The 15623-nt window shown below is 58.7% G+C and carries 10 protein-coding genes and 1 pseudogene; 6 read left to right on the forward strand and 5 right to left on the reverse strand.

All coding sequences use genetic code 11. The features are described from left to right. From OBACDRAFT_RS25670 to OBACDRAFT_RS17000, 3 genes and pseudogenes are all read left to right on the forward strand, one after another. A partial coding sequence (locus OBACDRAFT_RS25670) for a permuted SH3 domain-containing protein (RefSeq protein WP_232767297.1) occupies positions 1–1542 on the forward strand: 1542 nt, incomplete at its 5' end. 127 nt (positions 1543–1669) lie between these two features. Continuing rightward, positions 1670–5034: pseudogene (locus OBACDRAFT_RS16990) on the forward strand (efflux RND transporter permease subunit). Between the two features lie 109 nt (positions 5035–5143). Further along, a complete protein-coding gene (locus OBACDRAFT_RS17000) occupies positions 5144–6514 on the forward strand; it encodes a hypothetical protein (RefSeq protein WP_043587717.1) in 1371 nt (456 codons plus the stop codon). Between the two features lie 635 nt (positions 6515–7149). On the opposite strand, the gene OBACDRAFT_RS27585 is transcribed toward OBACDRAFT_RS17000, so the two are convergent. The 3 genes from OBACDRAFT_RS27585 to OBACDRAFT_RS17010 form a co-directional block, all read right to left on the reverse strand. Beyond that, positions 7150–7944 (reverse strand): uracil-DNA glycosylase family protein, encoded by a 795-nt coding sequence (locus OBACDRAFT_RS27585; protein ID WP_112787784.1) that lies wholly within the window; start codon positions 7942–7944, stop codon positions 7150–7152. An 801-nt stretch (positions 7945–8745) separates the two neighbouring features. Further along, complete coding sequence (locus tag OBACDRAFT_RS17005; protein WP_043587719.1) at positions 8746–9303, reverse strand: hypothetical protein; 558 nt, start codon at positions 9301–9303, stop codon at positions 8746–8748. A gap of 80 nt (positions 9304–9383) precedes the next feature. Beyond that, entirely contained in the window at positions 9384–9977 is a 594-nt protein-coding gene (locus OBACDRAFT_RS17010; RefSeq protein ID WP_043587721.1) for a 3'-5' exonuclease, read from the reverse strand. Positions 9978–10258: 281 nt separating this feature from the next. On the opposite strand from OBACDRAFT_RS17010, the gene OBACDRAFT_RS17015 reads away from it, so the two are divergent. Further along, positions 10259–11350 (forward strand): helix-turn-helix transcriptional regulator, encoded by a 1092-nt coding sequence (locus OBACDRAFT_RS17015; protein WP_232767299.1) that lies wholly within the window; start codon positions 10259–10261, stop codon positions 11348–11350. A gap of 42 nt (positions 11351–11392) precedes the next feature. Here OBACDRAFT_RS17015 and OBACDRAFT_RS17020 read toward each other — a convergent pair whose 3' ends face one another. Further along, positions 11393–13765: a CHASE2 domain-containing protein gene (locus OBACDRAFT_RS17020; RefSeq protein WP_081722151.1), complete on the reverse strand. Its 2373-nt coding sequence runs from the start codon at positions 13763–13765 to the stop codon at positions 11393–11395. 206 nt (positions 13766–13971) lie between these two features. Beyond that, positions 13972–14658, reverse strand: coding sequence for an MBL fold metallo-hydrolase (locus OBACDRAFT_RS17025; RefSeq protein WP_232767303.1), 687 nt, complete (start codon positions 14656–14658; stop codon positions 13972–13974). A gap of 202 nt (positions 14659–14860) precedes the next feature. Here OBACDRAFT_RS17025 and OBACDRAFT_RS17030 point away from each other — a divergent pair, with 202 nt between their 5' ends. Then, positions 14861–15085, forward strand: a complete 225-nt coding sequence (locus OBACDRAFT_RS17030; protein WP_043587723.1) for a TFIIB-type zinc ribbon-containing protein — start codon at positions 14861–14863, stop codon at positions 15083–15085. A 135-nt stretch (positions 15086–15220) separates the two neighbouring features. Further along, positions 15221–15556 (forward strand): glutaredoxin family protein, encoded by a 336-nt coding sequence (locus OBACDRAFT_RS17035; protein ID WP_043587724.1) that lies wholly within the window; start codon positions 15221–15223, stop codon positions 15554–15556. Positions 15557–15623: the final 67 nt, after the last annotated feature.

Raw genomic sequence — 15623 nt, forward strand, 5'->3', positions numbered from 1 at the left:
CCCGCCCCCCTCCCCACCTACACCGGCGAACTCTATCTCCCCGCGCACCGTGGCTGCTACACCACGCAAGCCGCCCTCAAACGCGGCAACCGCCTCTGCGAAGTCCAACTCCGCGAAGCCGAACTCTGGTCCGCCATCGCGCACCTCCTCACCCGCCACGCCCCCCCCCCTGCCTATCCCCACGCCGAGCTCGAAAGCGCCTGGAAAAAAACACTCTTCAATCAATTTCACGACATCCTGCCCGGCTCCTGCATTGAACGCGCCGCGAAAGAAGCCCGCGAACTTTATTCCGAATCCCTCGCCGAAGCCACCGCCGTATCCGAAACCGCCTTACAAACCATCGCCGCCACCCTTGGCGCGGCAGCGCCTGGGACCGCCGGCATCCTGCCGGCCTCAAGTGACGCGGGCGTCCCGCCCGCCGTAGGGGCGTCGCTTGCGACGCCCGCGCCAGCCGGACAGATTTATCGAAGACGAATGCCAGAAGAGCCTTCGCAGGCCGAAACGCAGTCGCGGGCTTCGCAAGCGAAGCCCCTACAACGAAGTGATGCGGGCGTCCCGCCCGCAATCGTTGCCCCTCAGCGTGACGCGGGCGTCTCGCCCGCCACCGCCACCGTCTCCACTGGTTCGAACTTCGATGTTGGACGTTCGGCGTTGGATATTGGACGTTCGGGGCAAAGCCCCGCTCCCCCCCCCCCCCCGACTCGCGTAACGCTAACCACCCCCTCTGCTCCCGGCCGCACCTGGACCGCTCCCATCGCCTACATCGACACCAATCTCAATCCCGCCACGCGCACCGCCCGCGCCCGTATCGAACTCGACAATACCGACGCCGCCCTTCGCCGCGGCCAGACTGCCTACGCCGGCCTCTCCGCCACGCTCGCGCCCGATGCCCTTCTCGTCCCGCGCACCGCCGTTCTTCACACCCGCGACCACCCCATCGCCTGGGTCGCCAAACCCGGTTCCAACAACACCACCTACGAACCCCGCTCCCTCCAACTCGGCCGCGTCGGAGACACCGCTTATGAAGTCCTCTCCGGACTCGCCTCCGGCGACCGCGTCGTCACCGAAGGCGCACTCCTCATCGACGGACAAGCACAAATCAGCGGCGCGAACATACCCTCCGCTGGGAACGCCGAGCCCCAACTCGGCACGTCCCATAACCACCCTCCCCCCCCCCCCGCCCACATCCATGCCGCCGCCGACGCCGCCGAAGCCCTCGCCAACGACAATCTCCCTGCCTACCAAAAAATCGCCGCCAACCTCCCCGCGCTCGCACCATCCGCCGACGCCGCCACTGACCTCAAAACCGCCCGCACCGCCTTCGCACGCTTCAGCACCTCCCTTGCCGACCAAGTCCGCGCGCTCCCCGCCTCCGAACTCCAGCGACTCGGCATCCGCATCTACCAATGCCCCATGACTCCCGAACTCGGCACCGGCCGCTGGCTCCAACGCACATCCCGCCCCGACATCCGAAATCCCTTCTTCGGCGCTGACATGCTCGAATGCGGAGAAGAAGTGAAACTCCCGACTACTGACTACTAACTACTGTCGAGTAGTCAGAATTCAGTAGTCAGTAGCCAGTAGAAATGCACCAAACCAAATCTCACCTACCGACTACCGACTACCGACTACTGACTACCGACTACTGACTACTAACTACTTTCTCCGCATGATCTCCCGCATCATCCACTGGTCGCTCCACAACCGCTTCATTGTCGCGGCCGCCTTGCTCGCCCTCTGCGCCTGGGGCTTTGTCGCCCTGCGCACGGTACCCGTGGACGCGATACCAGACCTCTCGGAAAACCAAGTCATCGTCTATGCCGACTGGCCCGGACGCTCCCCGCAGGAAGTCGAAGACCAGATCACCTACCCCCTCTCCGTCTCGCTCCAAGGCCTCGCCGGCGTGCGCACCGTGCGCGCCACCTCCATGTTCGGCTTCTCCTTTCTCACCGTCATTTTTAACGACAACATCGAAAACTACTTTGCCCGCACCCGCGTCCTCGAACGCCTCAACTCCCTCGGCGAACTCCTCCCCGGCGGCGTCGCCGCACGACTCGGCCCCGACGCCACCGGCCTCGGCTGGGTTTACCAATACTACCTCAAGGACGCCTCCGGCACGCACGACCTCGGTTCGCTCCGCAACCTGCAAGACACCTTTGTCCGCTACCAACTCGCCGCCGTCCCCGGCGTCGCCGAAGTCGCCAGCATCGGCGGCTTCGTGCGCCAGTATCAAATCGATGTCTCCTCCCTCAAACTCAAACAATACGACCTCACACTCGGCGAAATCATGGACGCCGTTGCCGCCTCCAACATGAACGTCGGTGGCAAGACCCTTGAGGAAAACGGCGCCGAGTTCATCGTGCGCGGCGTCGGCCTCGTGACCACGCTCACCGACCTCGAAACCATCCCGCTCAAGGCGCGCGACGGCACCCCGCTCTACCTGCGCGACATCGCGCACGTGCAGATCGGCGGCGACTTCCGCCGCGGCGCGCTCGACATCGACGGCCAAGAAGTCGCCGGCGGCATCGTCGTCATGCGTTACGGCGAAAACGCGTATCAAGTTATCCATGACATCAAAACCCGCATTGCCGCCCTCGGCTCCGGCCTCCCCGCAGGCGTCACCGTCGAACCCTTTTACGACCGCAGCGACCTCATCCAGCGCGCCATCGACACCCTCAAAGGCGCGCTCATCGAAGAGATCATCCTCGTGACGCTCGCGCACATATTGTTCCTCTTTCACTTCCGCTCCATCCTCATCGTCACCCTCCCCCTGCCCGCCTCGATCCTCATCTCGTTTATCCTGATGAAAGAGTTTGGCATCCCCTCGCACATCATGTCGCTCACCGGCATTGCCATCTCCATTGGCGTGCTCGTGGACGCCGGCATTGTCATGACGGAAAACGTCATCCGCCACTGCGAACGCGCCGAGGAACACCTGCGCCGCCGCCTCACTCCGCCCGAAGTTTTCCACGAAACCCTCACCGCCGCCACGCAAGTCGGACGCCCCATGTTTTTTTCGATGATGATCATCATCCTCGCCTTCGTCCCCGTGTTCCTGCTCACCGGACAGGAAGGCAAACTCTTCCACCCGCTCGCCTACACCAAATCCTTCGCACTCCTCGCCGCCGTCCTCCTCGCCATCACGGCCGTCCCCGTATTCTGCACCTGGCTCGTGCGCGGCCCCTTCAAGCCCGAAAGCGAAAACTGGCTCATGCGCGGCCTCCTCAAAATTTACGACCCCGTATTGAATTGGGCACTACGCTGGCGCAAAACAGTCCTCACCTTCGCCTTCGTCCTGCTCGCCGCCGCCTGCGTCCTCGCCTTCGGCCTTCCCCGCGCCCTGCGCGACCCCATCGCCGCCCGCTCCCCCCGCCTCGCCGCGCACCTCACCGGTTTCGGCACCGAGTTCATGCCCACGCTCGAAGAAGGCTCTCTCCTCTTCATGCCCGTGCTCCTCCCCGCCACCTCGCTCACCGAAGTCAAACGCATCATGTCGTGGCAAGACCGAGTCATGCGCGAACACCCCGCCGTCGCCTCCGTTGCCGGCAAACTCGGACGCGCCGAAACCGCCACCGACCCCGCGCCCGTCGAGATGATCGAAACCACCATCATGCTCAAACCACCCGCGCAGTGGCCCGCCGGCATGACCAAGCAACAAATCATCGACGACCTCAGCCAGCGCCTCACCCAAGTCCCCGGCTACGTCCCCGGATTTCTGCAACCCATCGAAAACCGAATCCTCATGACGAGCACCGGCATTCGCGCGCAAGTCGGCGTGAAAATCTTTGGCGACGACCTCGATGCCATTCAGAAAAAAGCCTTTGAAGTGGAACGCGTCATCACCTCGATATCCGGTGCCACCGGCGTCGCCCCCTCGCGTTCGCAAGGCAAACCGTATTTGGAAATCCATGCCAACCGCGCCGCACTCGGACGCTACGGCCTGAGCGTCGAAGACGTTTTTCGCTACGTCGAAACCGGCATCGGCGGCTCCACCGTAACGACCACGATCAAGGGACGCGAACGCTGGCCCGTGCAAGTGCGCCTCGACCGCGCTGACCGCGACGACATCGAAAAACTCGGCGACCTCCTCATCCCCACGCCCTCCGGCCCCTTCGTGCAACTCCGCCAGGTCGCCGATCTCCGCCGCGTGATCGGCCCCAGTGAAATCTCCTCCGAGAACGGCCGTCTCCGCGTCTTCGTGCAAGCCAACGTGCAAGACCGCGACCTCGGCGGTTTCGTCAACGAAATCAAGGAACGCGTCGAACGCGACGTCCGTCTCGATCCCGGCATGACGATCGAATACTCCGGCCAATACGAAAACCAGATCCGCGCCCGGCAAACGCTTGCCTATGTTTTCCCCGCCGTGATCGGCATTATTTTTATCCTGCTAGTGATGACCTTTCGCAGCGTGAGTGAAGCCGCGCACGTCATCCTGGCCGTCCCCTTTGCGCTGACTGGCGGCGTGATCCTGCAATCGATTCTTGGATACAATTTCAGCGTGGCCGTATGGGTCGGTTACATCGCCCTTTTTGGCACCGCGATCCAGACCGGCGTGGTGATGGTCGTTTACCTCGAAGAAGCCGTGGAGGCCAAACTCGCCGCCAAACAAAAGACCATCAAAAACACACCAACATCTGAAAGTGGCGCGGGCTTTTTTCGCCAAACGCCCGCCTCCGTCTCCGCTGGTTCTGTTGGTTCGGACTTCGATGTTGAGCGTTCGACGTTGGATGTTGGACGTTCGGGGCGAAGCCCCGCCTCCCCCCCCCCCCCCCCGGTGCCCCTGTTGTTCTCACGCCTGCCGAACTCATCGAAGCCATCAAGGCCGGTGCGCGCCTCCGCTTGCGCCCCAAAGTCATGACGGTTGCGACGACGGTTGCCTCGCTCCTCCCGATATTCTGGAGTGCGCGGACGGGTGTGGAAATCATGCGCCCCATTGCCGCGCCCGTGGTAGGCGGCATGTTGTCCTCGCTCGTCCACATCCTCGTCGTCACCCCCGTGATCTTCGCCATGCTCCGCGAACGAAAGCTGCGGTAGGCGGGAAATCACACGGAACCCGTCCGGGAAGCGCGCGGTGGACACCAGTTGTCCAGGTAAAGTGGGTATATTGAAAAATAAATACACATAACAACTGCCTTTCCCGATCATGAAAAAGATGTCCCGATTTCCCAGTTTCCTCGCAGCGGGTTCGTGCTTTCTGCTGGCCCTCGGTTTTTCCCTCGGGCGTTTGACTTGCGAACCGCAAGGCGGGCGCATCCCCCGTCCGCTCTCGCGAAGCATTCACCAAAAAGGTCAGCCCGGAGTCGCTGACCGCGCTATCGTCATGATCGGGCAACACGAAATGGAGGGGCTTTCCCGTGAAGAGCGAACCGCGATTCTCCGTCTCCAGATGGAGCAGATCATGCAAGCGCCCGGCCAGCTTTCCCGAAAAATGGACTTGTGCGTTTGGGTGAATCAGCTCGATGAAAAAGATCTTGCGGCGCTGTTTGAGCAGGTGCTTCCGAAAGAAGACGGGGATATGAAAGCGGAGAGGCGGTGGGAAATCTCCGAGATCCGGCAATACGTCCTGACCAGATGGGCACGGCTCAATCCGGCGAACGCCATGGACGCATCCATGAAAGTGTTCTCCCCGATGCCAGATGCCGTTCTCGAAGTATGGATACGCACGGACGCCACCGCAGTCGGCGATGCATTGCTAGGCTTGGTTGCGAAAGGGGATTGGAGGCCGCAAGATTGGGAATTTGCCAATTATGTGAGAGAGTTGTTCGGAACCGATAACGTAGCCGCCACGGATGTCGTGATGCAGTTGTCAGAATCCTGTGACCTCGACAGCAGGAAGCTTGGGGATGCCAGCGGGGCGGAAATCATCTATAGCCTTGCGGAGATGGGAGGGAGCGGGGGTGTTCTGGCTTGGATTGATTCGGTGGGCCGGGATGACGCCCAGAAACAAGTGTTTTTGAAACAGGCGGTTTCCGCCCTCGCCGGAAATCACGTTTTTGGGGGAGCCATGTCCGTATTTCAACGATTGGGCGCGGCTCGTGATGCGGATACCGCGAAGGTGCTGGCGCGGGAACTGACACGATGGGAGCCGCAGCAAGCCCAAGCGTTGGCCATGACTCTGCCGGTGGGGGAGGTCCGCGCCGCTTTTGTGAAGGAGACGGTGTCCAACTTGGCCTACATGCAAGGTGTGTCCGACACCTTTTCTTGGTTGCAGTCGCTCGGTAACCATCCCGATTACGACGGGGCGTGGCGGTCTCTTGCGGGGACCTGCAGCCTGGAGACGGATAAGCGCATGGCGCTGGCCTGCCTTGATGCCATGAGTCCATCGGATAACCGGGAATTGCTCCGCTTCACTACCAGCATGAACTGGCTGCTTTCAGGAGACCCTGCTGCAGCCCAAGTGGTGTCAACCGAATACGTTGAAACCGCGACCAGGCTGAAGGAACTTCACCGCGAACTTGAAAAGCTGATCACTGGCTTTACATGCGAGTTGACGTTCTCTCCGAAAGAGGAGTGACCAGCAGGGCAAACTGAGTAGTCCAATATTTGGGGTAAATATGATTACTCGCCATTCAATACGTTCAACGAAACCATGATCCTTTTGGGGATTGTTTCCTTTTTCTGCATACGAAAATTGTATTCGCTACCCTTAAAAGACGTCTCCCCCCTCTTATCAATAGTGTGTGTGAGGGGGAGAACGATGATTAAAGAACAATCGCTTACTACTTGGAAGTATTAATAACTTTCCGCACTATTTTGAGCAAATCTTTGGGCTCTTACGGAAAGATACATGAAGGCGCCCTGAACTATAGTAGAAGGCTTACGAGAAAAACGGAGGAATCTGTCTTTAGTTAACGAGTAATTTACTTACGGGAGGTTCTGAAAATTGAAAATTTACACAGAGAACACAGAGCAAACACAGAGATATGGGAGGACAAAACGACTCCTCACTTTTTCCTGTTAACAAAGATTTTCTATTTAAAATAAATGACTTACAGAAAAATCACCTTGCAGGAAAAACATCCGATAATCGGACAGTCCTCCCCAAGCTCTGTGCCTGCTCTGTGTCCTCTGTGTAATTCTTAGAAGCTCCCTAAACTATGTATGGCTGGCACGGAATGCGCGTTAGCACAATCCATGATAGGCATAGATTCAATCGCCTTGTCGAGCTGCTTTCTTTTGGAAATGCTTAGCGACTGAGTCAATAAGTGGTTTCTCTTTTTTACCCTGTGGATGAGGCAACACGACGATTTGAGCACCATTGAAAATCTTGCCGGACTTTTCAATTGGATGCCTTTTAGCCCGGTCGTCTTTAAATTCCAATTCCTCTTCGAAATCACCGAACCAGTCTGATCCTGTTAGAAATACAATCCGCCGAGGATTCAGTATCTCGATTTCCGCCTTTAGTATATTGATGCAATCTTTTCTTGTTCTTTCGCACAGGGAGTCTGATGGATTTCCTCCTTCAAATGGAGAAATTTTGTATAAATTGCTCCAGACAATTGAAGATGCCCAATCTTCCTCGTTTGAGATATTTGATTTGTTTACGATGCCCTTGATTGTCCTCCAAAATGCTGACCTTTGGGTATTGTATCCTTTGCGGTCGCGATTTTCCCAGCATTCTTGCACCCAGTCTGAAAGGCAATCGTCTTTGGGGGGTATTATTTCTTCAAATATTTCTCTAATTACTCCCTGCTGCTTTAATTGATTGATTCGATAAGACTTCTCTGTCCATCCATTTACGGCGCGCCCAACAACAAGTAGCTCGCCATTGTAATTACGCCCTTTATAGTAGTAAAAAGCCGTTAGCTCTTTTTTTCTCAAATCTCCTTGGGTATCGCGCTCCAAGTTGTTGAATAAATTGCGATATATCTTTTGGATTCTGAGCATGTTTTCTTCCGAATAGTGTTGTTGGGAGGAGTTGCGGGTTCCGGTTTTACAGGTCATGAAAAGGAGCTTGGTTTTAATGTGGAAGAGAGGCAGTTATGACGCATGGATACCGACAGATTCGGAACTGGCAAGCCGGAACTGCGGGGATAGCCAGTAAAGCCGAAGTCGGATTTTCGGGGTATCCGCGTCCTCCTGTATCGAATATGATGGGCTCATGTAAATGTTCTCTGATTCATTCAATGGTTTCTTAATCTATTTATTCATGGTTGCGATTTCTCTTCAGGTTTCGTTTTTGGTAAATTTCACTTCGATGGTGGCGGCGTTCGATATTGTTTTTGGATTTCAACCTTGCTACGGACGGCAATATCTCATTGATTGTTTGGATACTATTTTCAAGTATGTTTCCCCGCTCCCTGAAGAGCGGGGACGGAATATGATGGCAGATTAGCGCCTTCTCGACCAACTCCTGCCACCACTGGTGGAAACAAGCAGGCCTTTGGAGGTTGTCGCCAGAATTTCCTTTCCGTTGTTCATCAGGTCTTCGAATTCTCCATAGGATGGCCCAGCGTGGTAGCATGTCATCCAAGAGCGTCCATCGTTGGTGGAAGATTCCAGTTTTTGTCTGTTACCAGGGCTGATGCGGATCAGTTCCCTGCCTCGTTGTATTATTTGGCTCATTTTTTGTTATCAGGTTTGTTTATTCATCTATCTATCCCGAAATGAGTTGGTAGGTGCTCTTGGCAGGAGGCGGAGGGGCATAGCTCAGGGGCGACTCCAGGTGGGAACTGCTCGGCCTGATTCGTTTCTCCCTGTTCCAATTGCACAGATTCTGTTTTAGCCTCTTCTCGCTCTCTCTTCTCAATCGCGCAACGCGCCCGTACCCTCGCCGCCGCCAGGGTTCATATCCGATGTCTGTTCGGACTCCTCAAGAATATCCACAGGACGGATAAGCCTTCGGTTCCATCGAGCCAGACACCTTAGAAGCACCGCGCCGCCTCCTGTTTTTGTCATGTGTTCCCATATATGCTTCTCATTCCTCACCTCTTGTGGAAACAAAATCACACCAACACAGATGGCGATGATTCCCAGTCCGATCAGAACCGTTGCGTAAATGTATTTTAGCGGAAACACGAGTAACGCCATCCACGCGCTGCGATTGGCCCGGCAAGCAAGGATCAGAGAAAGCCCCAGCGAGACAACGCCAATGATACTCAAAACGAGGATTACGCTGTTCTCTGTCCATGGCACATCCTTCCATGCGCCTGTTGCGAATAATCCAGAGCAGATTCCCAAAAACGGAATCTGCAAGGCCGTAAACGTGAGATCAAATTTGCCTGTATAAAGATGCATGTGCGAATGAAGGGTTGATTGGCTGAAGGGAAGAAAATGCTCGGTGGAAAATTTCAGGATGCGCATGATTTTACCCGGCAGGGTGGACAAACGGCGTCCATCCTCTCCCTTTTCGCACCAATTTCCCCGCGACGTAGAGGGGGAGCTTATGCGGCTGCGACGAAATCATGTTCGCAGGTTTCGGCCTTGAGCCACTTTGCAGGGGGGATCGGGAAAAGGTTTTGAATCATGCGCCTTACCGCGTTCGCCAGCAGGTGGACGTCGGCGCGGGCGTCGTGGCGGCGATGGCCGGTTATCCCCGTCTCGATGCCGAGGCGTTCGACGATCACGTCGAGGTTGTGCAGGGACTCGGCGGGCCAGAGTTTTTTCGACAGCCAGATGCTGTCAATGAAGCGTATCGGGCGCATGGGGAGTCCGTGCAGTGTGCAGCTTTCCGCGATGAAGCGCATATCGAAGCGGTGTCCGTTGTGCGCAACGAGCGTGGTCGGCCCAACGTCGCCAACAAAACGGGCAAAGGCCCGCAGGGCGTCGGAGGTTTCGGGCGCATCGGCGACGTCGGCGTCGGTGATGCCGGTCAGTTCGGTGATGTGATCAGGCACCGGACGGCGAGGGCTGACGTAGGTGGAAAACGTCTCGTCCGAAATGCGCCCATCCACCAGTCGCACGGCGGCGATCTGGATGATGTCGTTCCAACGTGGAGAAAATCCGGTGGTTTCAAGATCGAAGATGACGAGGTTCATTTTTGCAGAGTTTTAAACCGCGAATGAACGCGAATGGTCGCGAATGAAATAAGACATAAGATGCTTATTTATGCTTAGTTACAATTATCCTTGGTTGTTTTTTTGGTTCCGGCTCTGCCGGGTTAGGTCATTGTATTTTTATTCGCGTCCATTCGTGTCCATTCGCGGTTGGTTTGGCGGGTTGGGAAATATTGTTGGAGTAACCATGACGTTTTCACGGAGGTCACTTTAACGGTCAGGGTGGACATCGCGTGTCCAGGTGCTTGGAATATTTTGAAAAAATGAAAAAAAGAACACGCCCCGTCCAAACCAAGGCCCGGATGACCAAAACTCCCTCCTCACCGGGCAGACGCGAGATGCTGCACACCGGGGCGCAGTTGGAGCGTATCCAGGCAATCCATGCCGCGCTCGCCGGAGGGAAGGCGGTCAATGCGTTGAAACTGGCAAATGCGCTCGAAGTGAACGACAAGACGATCCGGCGCGACCTCGCGTTCATGCGCGACCGGCTGGAGTTGCCGGTGTCGGAGTATGATCCGGTGCGCGGCGGTTTTTTCTACACGGAAGCCGTGGCGAATCTTCCCCTCATGCAGATCACCGAGGGAGAATTGCTGGCGCTGATGGTGGCGCGGCAGGCGGTGGAGGCGTATCGGGGAACTCCTTACGCGCACACGCTGGAGCGGGCGTTCGCCAAGCTCACGGCGGGGCTGGGCGATGTGGTGAGTTTTTCGGCATCGGGGGCTGGTTTGCCCGGAGCAATTTCGTTTCGGAACGTCGGGATGGCGGCGGTGAACACGGCAGTTTTCACGGCGGCGAGCCGGGCGGTGCTGAAATGCGAGGAATCCACATTTTTGTATCAGAAGCCCGACGACTACGGGCCGGAACTCCGCCGGGTGCAGCCCTACCATCTGGCCTGCATCGGCGGCATGTGGTATCTGGTGGGGCACGACCTGGACCGGCAGGCAATGCGGACGTTCGCACTGCCGCGTATCCACGATTTCAAGACAACAAAACACCAGTTCGTGCGCGATCCGGATTTCTCGCCCGAAAAGTATTTTGGCGACAGCTTCGGCATGTTGCGCGGCGAAGGCGACGGCGGCACGGTGCGGGTGCGCATTGCGTTTGACAGCTACGCGAGCGACCTTGTGCGCGAACGGTTTTGGCACACCTCGCAGGTCATCACGGAGAGGACCAACGCGGACGGCTCAAGCAAGGGGATCGAGTTGGAATTGCGTGTGCGCAACACCGATGAAGTTCGTCGTTGGGTGCTCGGCTGGGGCGAGCGCGCGCGGGTGATCGAACCGCCGGAATTGGTTGCAGAGATGCGCGACGTGGCGGCTCGGTTGGTGAAGATTTACGGGCGGAGAAAACGTTGAAACAGTGGAGTTAGATCCCCCCCCCCCCCCCTGCCCTGCTTCCTACTTCTGCCGCAGGGTGAGGCTGCCGTCCCAATCGCCGAGGGGGAGGTGGTCCTCCAATTCGCGGACCATCTCCAGCAAGGCGAGCGACGGGTTCAGAATCACGCCGGGATTCTCACCGGGTTTGTTGGGTTCCAGGCGAACGCTTTGGGAAAAGAGTTTTTTGGCCCCCTCCCAGTCGCGCGCATGGTAGCGGCGCAGGCCCTCTCCAAAAATCTGCACGCACTCCAGCGTGTCGGCGGAGAGTTGTTCGCGCAGGCCCACAACTTCGTAAACGTCCACCGGCTGCGTGCGGCCCTTGACCACGATCTTGTTGAGCGCGCGAAACACCACGCGGCCCGGCTCCACGGCTTCGCAACCGGCGCGCGTGGCCTCGGTGCACAACGTAAACACGCCCCAGTGACGGGCGGCGGATTCGAGACGCGCGGCAAGGTTCACGGTGTCGCCCATCATGGTGTAGTTGAAACGCGAACGGCTGCCCATGTTGCCCACCACGGCGGGGCCGCTGTTGAGGCCGATGCGCGTTCTCATGCCAAGCACCTCGACCGGCCACTTCGAGGCCGTCTGGCGCGACCAGCGTTCGCGCAACTCCGCGGTGCGTTGCTGCGCGCGCACGGCGGCGAGGCAGGCGCGGTGCGCATGGTCGGGCAACGGCACGGGGGCGCCAAACATGGCGACAACGGCGTCGCCCACAAACTTGTCGAGCGTGCCGGACTCGGCCTGCACCACGTCGGTACACGCGCTCAGGTATTCGTTCATCAACTCCACGAGTTGCGTGGGCGCCAGTTTTTCCGACGCGGAGGCGAAGAGTTGCACGTCGCTGAAATAGGCGGTGATTTCCTCCTCCACGCCGCCAAGGCGCGGCTCCTTGCCACTCTCCAAAATCTGTTTCACGACGCTCGGCGACACGTAGGTGCCAAACATGTTTTGCAAACGGCTGCGCTGGCGTTGCTCGATGACGACCTGCACGCCGAGGCCGACGAAGCCCGCCGTCAAGGCCCCGCCCACGGGCCCGGCCAGCGGCAGCACGAGGTCGAACTCTGCAAACACCACGAACGCCGCCGCCACATAACCCGCGACCAGCAGCAGCGAGGTAATCCGCACCGGCAGTCGCTGCGCACCGGCAAGCCCGCGCGTGAGCAGATAGGCGAGCACACCCGTGATCGCCCACATGGACCACGGCGGGGCAAAGCGAAGAAAGCGTCCGGAAACGAGGGTTTTGAGGGCGTTGCCATAGACGCCGACCTTGGGAACGGGAAACAGGTCAAAGGGCGTCGTTTCCAGATCGTGCATCAACGGATCAGTCGCGCCGATCAGGATCACCGCGTCATGAAATCCATCCTGCGCAAAAAACTCCCGCGCCGCCAGCCGCTCGTCCTCGTCCTCCGAATGCAGCATCTGTGAATACAGAAAAACATCCGAAAAACTTACGCGCGCATTCTGCCCCGCCGACTCCCAGGGTGAAAACCAGTTGATGTGGAAATACTGGCCCCCGACCATCGGTATCCGGATTTTGGATGCGATTCCAGTTCTGGCTCCCGTCCCGACCGGGCGGCGCAGTTCGACGTAGTCAGGCGTGATGGTGACATCGTCCCTGGACACGCCCCAGTAGAGCCGCGCCAGTTCCAGCGACAGATGCAGGACGCGTCCGCCTTCGGGCAGCGGAGCAAACAGGGGGACGGTGCGGGTGTTGTTGTTGAGCGTGTCGATGAGCCCGTAGTAGGGGGCGGGGCGTTGGTTGCCCTCCGCATCGCGCCACATGGGGCGTTCGGGCGGCACTGTCGCCACACCGTCGGGCGGCGGGATTTCGCCGGGCAGCGGGTCCATCTCGGCGTCGCGCCGCACCGCGCTCAGGTAGGATGCGCCGAGCGCCACGGGGGGGGGGGGGAGGGGGGGATTGGCGAACGGGTCGCCGAATAGGAATTTTCCAAACGCCTCGTGTCCGGCGGCCCACGTCTTGCGGTTGGCAATCTGCGGCATGCCCGCCTCCGACATCACAACGTCGATGCCGATGGCTTTGACGCCAGCTTCCTTGACGAGCGGTTCGCACACACTGGCAAAGAGTTTGTGGTCCCAGGGGAAGTTACCCAGCGCGTTGATCGACGGCGAATCAATGTCCACGTACACGACATTGACGGCGGCGTGGATCGGACCGCGCCAGCGAAACCGCCAGTCGAGCGTGGCATCCTTGAGCGGTTGCAGCACGCCGGTGTGGTCGAGCAGCGCCCACGTCATGGCTAGCGGCAACAGCGCAACCGCCAGCCAGCGACTGCGCCACAAGCGGCGCGCGCGACGCGTGGCCCCCTCCCCCCCCCCCCCCGAGTGCGGGTGGTCTGGATCAGGGACGGAGGAGGAGTGGCTGGAGGAGGGCATTTTTTAAATCACGAATACGCATAGGTTGGCTGAGCCAAAACCGAAGCAGACGAGACAACCGCGAATGGCCGCGAATGAACGCGAATAAAGACAGAGGCAGCGGAGACAGTTGGTTTTATTCGTGTTCATTCGCGGCCATTCGCGGTTGGTTTTTTGGATTGGGAAAGGAATTTTCAGAACCTCCCATGAGTGGTCAGGAGGAAAAATCACCCGCGCACGAATGGGTTGCTTTCACGCTCCTTGCCCACGGTGGTCGGTCCGCCGTGACCGGGGAAGACCTGCGTTTCGTTGGGCAGGGTGTAGATTTGTGTACGGACCGAGCGGGCAAGTTGCTCGCTGCTGCCGCCCGGCAAATCGGTGCGGCCCACACTGCCGGCAAAAAGCGCGTCGCCGACAAACGCCGCGCCCATCGGCGCGAAATAAAACAACACGTTGCCCGGACAATGTCCCGGCACGTGACGCACCTCGGCCTCGATGCCAAAGGCGCGCAGGCGGTCGCCTTGCGTCACCACGGCGTCGATCTTCATCGCGCGCACTGGCACGCCGGGGCCGAGAAAGCCGTCCATCACCTCGGGCGTCTCGATCAGCACGCGGTCGTCTTCGTGGGCGCGGACGAGGGCGCCGCTTTTTTCCACGACTTCGGCGCCGCCCTGCATGTGGTCCCAGTGTCCATGAGTGAGCCAGAGTTCGCGCAGCTTGCAGTTCTCCTTCTGCAGAATGGGCGCGACGTCGGCCCAGACGCCTTCCGGCGCGTCGATAAGGATGGCCTCGCCGGACGAGGCTTGGGTGAGCAGGTAAGCGTTGGTGCGGATGGGCCCCGCCGGGATGACGTGCAACTTCATGCTCTCAAGCACACGGAGGAGCGGACCGTGTGGAAAGCGCGAAGTTTGCATACCGGCGATGGCCGCGCTATCCATCCGCGTCACCCGGCCCGCCAGACGCGGCGCAGCCGCGCCTTCCGGATGAGCGAGGCTCGCTGACGCGAGCCTCGTCGGCGGGTCAGGAGACCCGCCCTCCGGTGTTTGACATTACTTTGGGTTGCATCGTCCACCTTCAGCCGTCAGCCATCTTTCGCCATTCTCATTTCCGCCAATTATGGATCTCAATGTTGCCACCGCCATTTATTGCCTGCTCGTCGCGATGGTGTTTCTCGGCCTGTGGATTTATTATGACCGCCGCGACCACGCACGCTTTGAGGCCGAACGGCGGCAGGTGTCATTCCACTGCGTAAAGTGCGGTCACCTCTACGCCATCCAAGGTGAAAACGAGCAAGGCCGCTGCCCTCATTGCGGACACGAAAACCAGCGCCTGCGATTTTGACGTTCGGCCCAACGGTCGGATTCCGCGACCATTTTGCCGCAATCATGCAATATCGACATACAGGAACTTTCGCTTGAATGCCGGATTTCCTCTCCTACAAGTTGGCACCCTTGTCCTCACGACTATAGTCCAAGCATGAAGATCAAAGCCTATCTCAAACCGTATTGCGGGTGGTCCAACGGAGTCCGTTCCATCATGCGCAAGTACGGTCTTGAATATGAGGACATCGACATCATCAACAACCGCGACAACTACGCGGAGATGGTGCAAAAATCCGGCCAGCCCCTCTCCCCCTGCGTCGAGGTGGATGGTGTCATGCTCGCTGATGTCTCCGGTGAGGAAGTCGAAAACTATCTGCTCTCCAATGGTCTCGTAAGACCCAGCGCCGAACCGACCGACGCTCCAACCAACGCCGGCTGCTCCGACGAAGAGCACACCCAAATGGCCGCCAAAACCATCCGCTTCTTCTAAGTCGCAAGCCGCTCTCCAATTCTTCGCCATGTCTCGCTCGCCTTTGGCAAGTTCGCCTTAACCACCG

It is taken from the genome of Geminisphaera colitermitum TAV2, from assembly GCF_000171235.2.
Lineage (GTDB): Bacteria > Verrucomicrobiota > Verrucomicrobiia > Opitutales > Opitutaceae > Geminisphaera > Geminisphaera colitermitum.

What these genes read in the sequence shown, in the direction of transcription:
- OBACDRAFT_RS17025 (WP_232767303.1), bottom strand. Translation starts at nt 14,658, where the DNA reads ATGCAAACTTCGCGCTTTCCACACGGTCCGCTCCTCCGTGTGCTTGAG.
- OBACDRAFT_RS17035 (WP_043587724.1), top strand. Translation starts at nt 15,221, where the DNA reads ATGAAGATCAAAGCCTATCTCAAACCGTATTGCGGGTGGTCCAACGGA.
- OBACDRAFT_RS17005 (WP_043587719.1), bottom strand. Translation starts at nt 9,303, where the DNA reads ATGCGCATCCTGAAATTTTCCACCGAGCATTTTCTTCCCTTCAGCCAA.
- OBACDRAFT_RS17010 (WP_043587721.1), bottom strand. Translation starts at nt 9,977, where the DNA reads ATGAACCTCGTCATCTTCGATCTTGAAACCACCGGATTTTCTCCACGT.
- OBACDRAFT_RS17030 (WP_043587723.1), top strand. Translation starts at nt 14,861, where the DNA reads ATGGATCTCAATGTTGCCACCGCCATTTATTGCCTGCTCGTCGCGATG.
- OBACDRAFT_RS27585 (WP_112787784.1), bottom strand. Translation starts at nt 7,944, where the DNA reads ATGACCTGTAAAACCGGAACCCGCAACTCCTCCCAACAACACTATTCG.
- OBACDRAFT_RS17000 (WP_043587717.1), top strand. Translation starts at nt 5,144, where the DNA reads ATGAAAAAGATGTCCCGATTTCCCAGTTTCCTCGCAGCGGGTTCGTGC.
- OBACDRAFT_RS17015 (WP_232767299.1), top strand. Translation starts at nt 10,259, where the DNA reads ATGAAAAAAAGAACACGCCCCGTCCAAACCAAGGCCCGGATGACCAAA.
- OBACDRAFT_RS17020 (WP_081722151.1), bottom strand. Translation starts at nt 13,765, where the DNA reads ATGCCCTCCTCCAGCCACTCCTCCTCCGTCCCTGATCCAGACCACCCG.